This window comes from Escherichia sp. HH091_1A (genome assembly GCF_030295175.1).
Classification (GTDB): Bacteria; Pseudomonadota; Gammaproteobacteria; order Enterobacterales; family Enterobacteriaceae; genus Escherichia; species Escherichia coli_F.
In genome coordinates this window covers 2,603,944-2,613,379 of the sequence record NZ_AP025747.1, presented here as the reverse complement: position 1 = coordinate 2,613,379, position 9,436 = coordinate 2,603,944, and the positions used below count along the sequence as shown (strand labels likewise).

Here is a 9,436-nt window from a genome sequence, read left to right as displayed (position 1 = left end):
GCAGACCTGGCGGAAACCTAGAGTGGTCATGCAACTGCATTAAAACCGACCCATGAAGCGGGCGGGCGAGGCGGGGAAAGCACTGCGCGCTGGCGGTGGTGCGGATTTTATTTTTTCAGCGTCTCAGCGCGTCGTGACGGCGCTTAGTCTGCCCGTTGAGGCGTTGGTGTGTCTGCGGGGTGTTTTGTGCGGTGGTGAGCGTGTGAGGGGGTGATGACGGGGTGTAAAAAAGCCGCCCGCAGGCGGCGATGTTCAGCCGTTGTCAGTGTCCAGTGAGTAGTTTTTAAATCGGATGACCTCCTGACCGAGCCAGCCGTTTATCTCGCGGATCCTGTCCTGTAACGGGATAAGCTCATTGCGGACAAAGACCTTTGCCACTTTCTCAATATCACCCAGCGACCCGACGTTCTCCGGCTTGCCCCCCATCAACTGAAAGGGGATGCGATGCGCGTCCAGCAGGTCAGCGGCGCTGGCTTTTTTGATATTAAAAAAATCGTCCTTCGTTGCCACTTCACTGAGCGGGATAATTTTAATGCCGTCGGCTTTCCCCTGTGGGGCATAGAGAAACAGATTTTTAAAGTTATTGCGGCCTTTCGACTTAACCATGTTTTCGCGAAGCATTTCGATATCGTTGCGATCCTGCACGGCATCGGTGACGTACATGATGTATCCGGCATGAGCGCCGTTTTCGTAATACTTGCGGCGGAACAGCGTGGCCGACTCATTCAGCCAGGCAGAGTTAAGGGCGCTGAGATATTCCGGCAGGCCGTACAGCTCCTGATTAATATCCGGCTCCAGCAGGTGAAACACGGAGCCGGGTGCGAAGGCTGTCGGCTCGTTGAAGGACGGCACCCACCAGTAAACATCCTCTTCCACACCACGGCGGGTATATTTTGCCGGTGAGGTTTCCAGTCTGATGACCTTACCGGTGGTGCTGTAACGCTTTTCCAGAAACGCATTACCGAACACCAGAAAATCCAGCACAAAGCGGCTGAAATCCTGTTGCGAAAGCCACGGATGCGGGATAAACGTTGAAGCCAGAATATTGCGTTTGACGTAAATCGGTGAGCTGTGATGCACGGCAGCACGCAGGCTTTTTGCCAGACCGGTAAAGCTGACCGGTGGCTCATACCATCTGCCGTTACTGATGCACTCGACGTAATCCAGAATGTCACGGCGGTCGAGTACCGGCACCGGCTCACCAAAGGTGAATGCTTCCATTTTCGGGGCGCTGGCGGTCATTTTTTTTGCCGCAGGTTGCGGTGTTTTCCCTTTTTTCTTGCTCATCAGTAAAACTCCAGAATGGTGGATGTCAGCGGGGTACTGATACCGGCGGTGAGTGGCTCATTTAACAGGGCGTGCATGGTCGCCCAGGCGAGGTCGGCGTGGCTGGCTTCCTCGCTGCGGCTGGCCTCATAGGTGGCGCTGACGTCATATTCCAGACAGCCACGGCGAATAACGTCTTTTGCCTTGAGCACCATTGCGGTTTTCATTTCCGGCGTGTAGCGGATGTCGCGCGCGGCGGGATAGAACGAGCGCACGAGCTGGAACACGCCGACACCGAGGCCGGTGGCATCAATTCCGATGTATTCGACGTTGTATTTTTCGGTGAGTTTGCGGATGGATTCCGCCTGAGTGGCAAAGTCCATGCCTTTCCACTGGTGACGCTCAAGTATTCTGAATTTGCCACCGGCCACCACCGGCGGTGCCAGCACCACGCATCCGGCGCTGTCGCCACGGTGTGACGGGTCGTAACCAATCCATACCGGGCGGGAGCCGAACGGATTGGCGGCAAACGGCGCATAGTCTTCCCATTCTTCCAGCGTGTCGACCATGCAGCGTTGCAGCTCCTCGAACGGGAACACCGACGCCTTGTCGTCAACAAATTCACACATGAACAGGTTTTTAAAATCGTCGGCGCTGTTTTCACGTTTGAGCTGCTCAATGTCGAACAGCGTGCAGCCACCTTTCAGGGCATCCTCAATGGTGACAATCTGCCGCCACTGGCCGTCCGCACAGAGAAGACCTCCGGCAAGTGCGTTATGACTGACGTCGATTTCCACGCGTTCGGCGGCGCTGGCGCGTCCCCGGTTGAACAGTTCACCTGACCAGAACGGGTAGGCGTCGTGCGCCAGCGTGGACGGGGTGGAGAAATAGGTCGAACGCAGGTGACTCTGTGAGGCCATACCTGATGCCACCTTACGCAGTACCTGAAAATTCGGGATCCAGAAAATTTCGTCGACGTACAGGTCGCCGTTATGGCTCTGTGCGGTGTTGGAGTTGGTGCCGAGAAAAATCAGTTTTGCGCCGTTATTGCCCAGGACAATCGGGTCACCGGTCAGGTCAACGTCAACCAGACGGGCAAAGGCGATGATGTATTCGCGGAACACATACGCCTGCGTTTTACTGGCCGACAGAAAAATCTGGTTATGACCGGTTTTCAGGGCGCGCAGCAGCGCCTCGCGGGAAAAATAAAACGTCGCGCCAATCTGACGGGATTTCAGGATATCGCGGATGCGGTGCTCAAGCCCGGCGCGATACCAGTGCAACTGATATTCGAAAGACTGCTCAAAGAAAATCTGCTCCAGCTTTTCGATGGCCTCGTCACTGAAAAAATTCTTTTTCGGTTTGCGCCGCCCGCCTTTGTTGCGGTTAGCGACGTTCGGATTAAGGTCTGCCTCGTTGCCGGTCTGGCTGTAGCGGTTGACCCGTGCCAGTCGTTCAATCTGGCGTCCGAGCAGGTCAATTTCCTTGAAGTCACCGCCGGTTTTCTGCGGTTTGATGATGAGCTGGGTCAGCCGCGCTTCCAGACTCATTTCGACACGGCTGATGGGGGCAACGCTGTCCCAGCCGTCGCGCTGTTTCCAGCTCTGCACCGTCGGGCGTTTCATCTGCAACATGGCGGCAATCTGCGGCACGGAAAACCCCTGCCAGTACAGCAGCGCCGCCTGACGACGCGGGTCGTGTAAAAGAGTGGTGTCTGTGGTGATGGTCATGAATACCTCGCCGTGATGAATACACGGCAAGGCTACTGAGTCGCGCCCCGCGATTCGCTAAGGTGCTGTTGTGTCAGTGATAAGCCATCCGGGACTGATGGCGGAGGATGCGCATCGTCGGGAAACTGATGCCGACATGTGACTCCTCTAATCACTATTCAGGACTCCTGACAATGGCAAAAAAAGTCTCAAAATTCTTTCGTATCGGCGTTGAGGGTGACACCTGTGACGGGCGTGTCATCAGTGCGCAGGATATTCAGGAAATGGCCGAAACCTTTGACCCGCGTGTCTATGGTTGCCGTATTAACCTGGAACATCTGCGCGGCATCCTGCCTGACGGTATTTTTAAACGTTATGGTGATGTGGCTGAACTGAAGGCCGAAAAGATTGACGATGATTCGGCGCTGAAAGGCAAATGGGCGCTGTTTGCGAAAATCACCCCGACCGATGACCTTATCGCGATGAACAAGGCCGCGCAGAAGGTCTACACCTCAATGGAGATTCAGCCGAACTTTGCCAACACCGGCAAATGTTATCTGGTGGGGCTGGCCGTCACCGATGACCCGGCAAGCCTCGGCACGGAATATCTGGAATTCTGCCGCACGGCAAAACACAACCCCCTGAACCGCTTCAAATTAAGCCCTGAAAACCTGATTTCAGTGGCAACGCCCGTTGAGCTGGAATTTGAAGACCTGCCTGAAACCGTGTTCACCGCCCTGACCGAAAAGGTGAAATCCATTTTTGGCCGCAAACAGGCCAGCGATGACGCCCGTCTGAATGACGTGCATGAAGCGGTGACCGCTGTTGCTGAACATGTGCAGGAAAAACTGAGCGCCACTGAGCAGCGCCTCGCTGAGATGGAAAACGCCTTTTCCGCACTTAAGCAGGAGGTGACTGACAGGGCGGATGAAACCAGCCAGGCATTCACCCGCCTGAAAAACAGTCTCGACCACACCGAAAGTCTGACCCAGCAGCGCCGCAGCAAGGCCACCGGCGGTGGCGGAGACGCCCTGATGACGAACTGCTGACCGGCGTCAGTCAGTCCGGGAAAACCTTCACGATTAACCCTTAATTTCAGGAACAAATATGCGCCAGGAAACCCGTTTAAAATTTAATGCCTACCTGTCCCGTGTTGCCGAACTGAACGGCATCGACGCCGGTGATGTGTCGAAAAAATTCACCGTTGAACCGTCGGTCACCCAGACCCTGATGAACACCATGCAGGAGTCCTCTGACTTTCTGACCCGCATCAACATTGTGCCGGTCAGCGAAATGAAAGGGGAAAAAATTGGTATCGGTGTCACCGGCCCCATTGCCAGCACCACCGACACCGCCGGTGGCACCGAGCGTCAGCCGAAGGACTTCTCGAAGCTGGCGTCCAACAAGTACGAATGCGACAAGGTTAACTTCGATTTTTATATCCGCTACAAAACGCTGGACCTGTGGGCGCGTTATCAGGATTTCCAGCTCCGTATCCGTAATGCCATTATCAAACGCCAGTCCCTTGATTTCATCATGGCCGGTTTTAACGGCGTGAAGCGTGCCGAAACCTCTGACCGCAGCAGCAATCCGATGCTGCAGGATGTGGCGGTCGGCTGGCTGCAGAAATACCGCAATGAAGCTCCGGCGCGCGTGATGAACAAGGTCACTGACGAGGAAGGTCGCACCACCTCTGAGGTTATCCGCGTGGGCAAGGGCGGTGATTATGCCAGCCTTGACGCACTGGTGATGGATGCGACCAATAACCTGATTGAACCGTGGTATCAGGAAGACCCTGACCTTGTGGTGATTGTGGGACGTCAGCTACTGGCGGACAAGTATTTCCCCATCGTCAACAAGGAGCAGGACAACAGCGAAATGCTGGCCGCTGACGTCATCATCAGCCAGAAACGCATCGGTAACCTGCCGGCGGTACGCGTCCCGTACTTCCCGGCGGATGCGATGCTCATCACGAAGCTGGAAAACCTGTCCATCTACTACATGGATGACAGCCATCGCCGCGTGATTGAGGAAAACCCGAAACTCGACCGCGTGGAGAACTACGAGTCAATGAACATTGATTACGTGGTGGAAGACTACGCCGCCGGCTGTCTGGTGGAAAAAATTAAGGTCGGTGATTTCTCCACACCGGCCAGGGCAACCGCAGAGCCGGGAGCGTAACCGATGACGAGTCCCGCACAGCGCCACATGATGCGGGTCTCGGCAGCGATGACCGCGCAGCGGGAAGCCGCCCCGCTGCGACATGCAACTGTCTATGAGCAGATGCTGGTTAAGCTCGCCGCAGACCAGCGCACACTGAAAGCGATTTATTCAAAAGAGCTGAAGGCCGCGAAAAAACGCGAACTGCTGCCGTTCTGGTTGCCGTGGGTGAACGGCGTGCTGGAGCAGGGCAAAGGCGCACAGGATGACATTCTGATGACGGTCATGCTGTGGCGTCTGGATACCGGCGATATTGCCGGTGCGCTGGAGATTGCCCGTTATGCCCTGAAGTACGGTCTGACCATGCCGGGTAAACACCGCCGCACCCCGCCGTACATGTTCACCGAGGAGGTCGCGCTTGCGGCCATGCGTGCCCACGCTGCCGGTGAGTCTGTGGATACCCGCCTGCTGACGGAGACCCTTGAACTGACTGCCGCTGCTGACATGCCTGATGAAGTGCGCGCAAAGCTGCACAAAATCACCGGTCTGTTTCTGCGTGACGGTGGTGATGCCGCCGGTGCGCTGGCGCACCTGCAACGTGCGACACAGCTCGACTGTCAGGCAGGCGTCAAAAAAGAGATTGAACGACTGGAGCGGGAGCTGAAACCGAAGCCGGAGCCGCAGCCCAAAGCGGCCACCCGTGCCCCGCGTAAGACCCGGAGTGCGACACCGGCAAAACGTGGACGCCCGAAAAAGAAAGCCAGTTAACAACCGAATGCGCCCCGCGCCAGGGCGGCACGCCGGTCAGTGAGGGTGAATCACCTGACGCTGTACCGGCGTCCACCGCCCGACTTTTCAGAGGTAGTCATGATGACGCTGATTATTCCGCGAAAGGAGGCTCCCGTGTCCGGTGAGGGTACGGTGGTCATCCCGCAACCGGCAGGCGACGAGCCGGTGATTAAAAACACGTTCTTTTTTCCCGATATCGACCCGAAGCGCGTCCGGGAACGTATGCGCCTTGAGCAGACCGTCGCCCCCGCCCGTCTGCGTGAGGCCATCAAGTCAGGCATGGCGGAGACGAATGCGGAGCTGTACGAGTACCGCGAACAGAAAATTGCTGCCGGTTTTTCGCGTCTGGCTGACGTCCCGGCGGACGATATCGACGGTGAAAGCATCAAAGTTTTTTACTACGAGCGCGCCGTGTGTGCGATGGCGACCGCGTCGCTTTATGAGCGTTATCGCGGCGTGGATGCCAGTGCGAAAGGCGACAAAAAGGCCGACAGCATAGACAGCACCATTGATGAGCTGTGGCGGGATATGCGCTGGGCAGTGGCGCGCATCCAGGACAAGCCGCGCTGCATCGTGAGTCAAATCTGATGAAGACCTTTGCGCTACAGGGCGACACGCTCGACGCCATTTGTGTCCGGTATTACGGGCGCACTGAGGGCGTGGTCGAGGCCGTGCTCGCCGCAAATCCGGGACTGGCTGAACTGGGGGCGGTGCTGCCGCACGGCACCGCCGTCGAACTGCCCGACGTTCAGACCGCGCCCGTGGCTGAAACTGTCAATCTGTGGGAGTAACGCATGACAGCAGAAGAAAAAAGCGTCCTGTCGCTTTTCATGATTGGGGTGCTGATTGTTGTCGGCAAGGTGCTTGCCGGTGGTGAACCCATCACCCCGCGTCTGTTTATCGGGCGCATGTTGCTCGGTGGTTTTGTCTCGATGGTTGCCGGTGTTGTTCTGGTGCAGTTTCCTGACCTGTCACTGCCTGCGGTGTGCGGCATCGGCTCCATGCTGGGTATCGCCGGTTATCAGGTGATTGAGATTGCCATTCAGCGCCGTTTTAAGGGCAGGGGGAAACCGTAATGCCGGTAATTAACACGCATCAGAATATCGCCGCCTTTCTCGACATGCTGGCCGTGTCCGAAGGGACGGCGAACCATCCGCTGACGAAAAACCGGGGCTATGACGTGATAGTCACCGGACTGGACGGGAAGCCGGAAATTTTCACCGACTACAGTGACCACCCGTTCGCGCATGGCCGACCTGCGAAGGTGTTTAACCGTCGCGGTGAAAAATCCACGGCCTCCGGTCGCTATCAGCAGCTTTACCTGTTCTGGCCGCACTACCGCAAACAGCTTGCCCTGCCTGATTTCAGTCCGTTGTCACAGGACAGACTCGCCATTCAGTTGATCCGCGAACGCGGTGCGCTGGATGACATCCGGGCGGGACGCATTGAGCGCGCCATTTCACGCTGTCGCAATATCTGGGCGTCCCTGCCGGGTGCCGGTTACGGTCAGCGTGAGCATTCACTGGAAAAACTGGTCACCGTCTGGCGTACCGCCGGCGGCGTACCGGCTTAAACGGAGTAAACACCATGAAGAAATTATCCCTTTCACTGATGCTGAACGTGTCGCTGGCGCTGATGCTGGCATTGTCCCTGATTTACCCGCAGAGCGTGGCCGTCAATTTTGTCGCCGCCTGGGCGATTCTGGAGACGGTTATCTGTGTGGTTGCCGGTGGTATCGGCGTGTATGCCACTGAGTATGTACTGGAACGCTACGGGCGGGAGCTGCCGCCGGAATCGCTGGCCGTGAAGATTGTCACGTCGCTGTTTTTGCAGCCGGTGACGTGGTGCAGACGGGCGGTGGGTCTGGTGGTGATGGTGGCGACGTTTATCTCGCTGGTCGCTGCCGGGTGGATTTTTACCGCGCTGATTTATCTTGTGGCGTCGCTGTTTTTCCGGCTGATACGTAAAGCCTGTCGTCAGCGTCTTGAGGGGCGGGAATTATGTCAAAGCTGATGATTGTGCTGGTCGTGTTGTTATCGCTGGCGGTGGCGGGGCTGTTTCTGGCGAAGCATGAAAACGCCAGCCTGCGCGCCTCGCTGGACAGGGCGAACAACGTCGCCAACGGGCAGCAGACGACCATCACCATGCTGAAAAATCAGCTTCATGTTGCCCTCACCAGAGCAGACAAAAACGAGCTGGCGCAGGTGGCACTGCGTCAGGAGCTGGAGAACGCCGCGAAGCGTGAAGCACAGCGCGAGAAAACCATCACGAGGTTACTGAATGAAAACGAAGATTTTCGCCGCTGGTACGGCGCTGGCCTGCCTGATGCTGTGCGCCGGTTGCACCAGCGCCCGGCCTGCACCGACGCCAGTGATTGTCCACAACGCCTGCCCGAAAGTGAGCCTTTGCCCGATGCCGGGCAGTGACCCGGAGACGAACGGTGATTTAAGTGCCGATATCCGGCAGCTTGAGAACGCGCTGGCACGCTGTGCCAGCCAGGTAAAAATGATTAAACACTGTCAGGACGAAAACGATGCTCAAACCCGACAGCCTGCGCAGGGCGCTGACTGATGCCGTCACGGTGCTGAAAACCAGTCCCGAGATGCTGCGGATATTCGTGGATAACGGGAGTATTGCCTCCACACTGGCGACGTCGCTGTCATTTGAAAAGCGTTACACGCTCAATGTCATTGTGACCGACTTTACTGGTGATTTTGACCTGCTCATCGTGCCGGTGCTGGCGTGGCTGCGGGAAAATCAGCCCGACATCATGACCACCGACGAAGGCCAGAAAAAGGGCTTCACGTTTTATGCAGACATCAACAATGACAGCAGCTTTGATATCAGTATCAGCCTGATGCTGACCGAGCGCACGCTGGTCAGAGAGGTGGACGGCGCGCTGCATGTGAAGAATATCCCGGAACCTCCGCCGCCGGAGCCGGTCACCCGCCCGATGGAGCTTTATATCAATGGCGAACTGGTGAGCAAGTGGGATGAATGAGTTTAAGCGTTTTGAAGACCGGCTGGCCGGACTGATTGAATCGCTGTCACCGTCAGGGCGTCGGCGACTGAGCGCCGAACTGGCGAAACGTCTGCGGCAGAGTCAGCAGCGCCGGGTGATGGCTCAGAAAGCCCCGGACGGCACACCCTACGCACCACGCCAGCAGCAGAGCGCCAGAAAAAAGACCGGTCGCGTTAAGCGAAAAATGTTTGCGAAACTTATCACCAGTCGTTTTTTGCATATCCGCGCCAGCCCGGAACAGGCATCAATGGAGTTTTACGGCGGAAAGTCACCGAAAATCGCCAGTGTGCATCAGTTCGGTCTGTCGGAAGAAAACCGGAAAGACGGTAAGAAAATTGATTATCCGGCGCGTCCCCTGCTCGGCTTTACCGGTGAGGATGTGCAGATGATTGAAGAGATTATTCTGGCGCACCTCGACCGTTAGTTGTGCCATTCCCGACACCTCATCGTCACATTGCCGCCGGTATGACCCGGCGGCATCCTTCCCGTT

14 protein-coding genes are annotated in these 9,436 nt (G+C 56.8%); 12 read left to right on the top strand and 2 right to left on the bottom strand.

What is annotated here, in order from left to right; translation table 11 throughout:
• Positions 1–252: 252 nt before the first annotated feature.
• Together QUF14_RS13225 and QUF14_RS13220 are read right to left on the bottom strand one after the other, a co-directional pair.
• Positions 253–1,287 (bottom strand): phage portal protein, encoded by a 1,035-nt coding sequence (locus tag QUF14_RS13225; protein ID WP_000038161.1) that lies wholly within the window; start codon positions 1,285–1,287, stop codon positions 253–255.
• Positions 1,287–2,996, bottom strand: coding sequence for a terminase ATPase subunit family protein (locus tag QUF14_RS13220; RefSeq protein ID WP_286333525.1), 1,710 nt, complete (start codon positions 2,994–2,996; stop codon positions 1,287–1,289). The genes QUF14_RS13225 and QUF14_RS13220 overlap by 1 nt, the downstream gene beginning before the upstream one ends.
• 173 nt (positions 2,997–3,169) lie before the next feature.
• Between QUF14_RS13220 and QUF14_RS13215 the strand changes: the two genes are divergently transcribed.
• The 12 genes from QUF14_RS13215 to QUF14_RS13160 all read left to right on the top strand — a co-directional run bounded on the left by QUF14_RS13215 (position 3,170) and on the right by QUF14_RS13160 (position 9,370).
• Complete coding sequence (locus tag QUF14_RS13215; RefSeq protein ID WP_001085946.1) at positions 3,170–4,024, top strand: GPO family capsid scaffolding protein; 855 nt, start codon at positions 3,170–3,172, stop codon at positions 4,022–4,024.
• 58 nt (positions 4,025–4,082) lie between these two features.
• On the top strand, positions 4,083–5,156 hold the full coding sequence (locus tag QUF14_RS13210; RefSeq protein WP_286333524.1) for a phage major capsid protein, P2 family: 1,074 nt from the start codon (positions 4,083–4,085) through the stop codon (positions 5,154–5,156).
• Positions 5,157–5,159: 3 nt separating this feature from the next.
• A complete protein-coding gene (locus QUF14_RS13205; protein ID WP_001605750.1) occupies positions 5,160–5,903 on the top strand; it encodes a phage terminase small subunit in 744 nt (247 codons plus the stop codon).
• 99 nt (positions 5,904–6,002) lie between these two features.
• A complete protein-coding gene (locus QUF14_RS13200; protein ID WP_000988627.1) occupies positions 6,003–6,512 on the top strand; it encodes a head completion/stabilization protein in 510 nt (169 codons plus the stop codon).
• Positions 6,512–6,715 carry a tail protein X gene (locus QUF14_RS13195; RefSeq protein WP_000846399.1) on the top strand — a complete coding sequence of 68 codons (204 nt, stop codon included), beginning with the start codon at positions 6,512–6,514 and terminating at the stop codon, positions 6,713–6,715. Before QUF14_RS13200 ends, QUF14_RS13195 begins: the two co-directional genes overlap by 1 nt.
• Positions 6,716–6,718: 3 nt before the next feature.
• The gene (locus QUF14_RS13190; RefSeq protein WP_000123123.1) at positions 6,719–7,000 is read left to right on the top strand and encodes a phage holin family protein; all 282 of its coding nucleotides are present in this window, start codon (positions 6,719–6,721) and stop codon (positions 6,998–7,000) included.
• Positions 7,000–7,497, top strand: a complete 498-nt coding sequence (locus QUF14_RS13185) for a glycoside hydrolase family 24 protein (protein ID WP_001144101.1) — start codon at positions 7,000–7,002, stop codon at positions 7,495–7,497. The genes QUF14_RS13190 and QUF14_RS13185 overlap by 1 nt, the downstream gene beginning before the upstream one ends.
• A gap of 14 nt (positions 7,498–7,511) precedes the next feature.
• A complete protein-coding gene (locus QUF14_RS13180; RefSeq protein ID WP_032270078.1) occupies positions 7,512–7,937 on the top strand; it encodes a DNZ54_00345 family protein in 426 nt (141 codons plus the stop codon).
• The gene (lysB, locus tag QUF14_RS13175; protein ID WP_021546203.1) at positions 7,925–8,350 is read left to right on the top strand and encodes an Rz-like lysis system protein LysB; all 426 of its coding nucleotides are present in this window, start codon (positions 7,925–7,927) and stop codon (positions 8,348–8,350) included. Before QUF14_RS13180 ends, lysB begins: the two co-directional genes overlap by 13 nt.
• On the top strand, positions 8,250–8,495 hold the full coding sequence (gene lysC / locus QUF14_RS13170; RefSeq protein WP_225103931.1) for an Rz1-like lysis system protein LysC: 246 nt from the start codon (positions 8,250–8,252) through the stop codon (positions 8,493–8,495). The genes lysB and lysC overlap by 101 nt, the downstream gene beginning before the upstream one ends.
• Positions 8,458–8,925, top strand: a complete 468-nt coding sequence (locus tag QUF14_RS13165) for a phage tail protein (protein ID WP_100733662.1) — start codon at positions 8,458–8,460, stop codon at positions 8,923–8,925. The genes lysC and QUF14_RS13165 overlap by 38 nt, the downstream gene beginning before the upstream one ends.
• The gene (locus QUF14_RS13160) at positions 8,918–9,370 is read left to right on the top strand and encodes a phage virion morphogenesis protein (RefSeq protein ID WP_001001767.1); all 453 of its coding nucleotides are present in this window, start codon (positions 8,918–8,920) and stop codon (positions 9,368–9,370) included. Before QUF14_RS13165 ends, QUF14_RS13160 begins: the two co-directional genes overlap by 8 nt.
• The last annotated feature ends 66 nt before the right edge of the window (positions 9,371–9,436 follow it).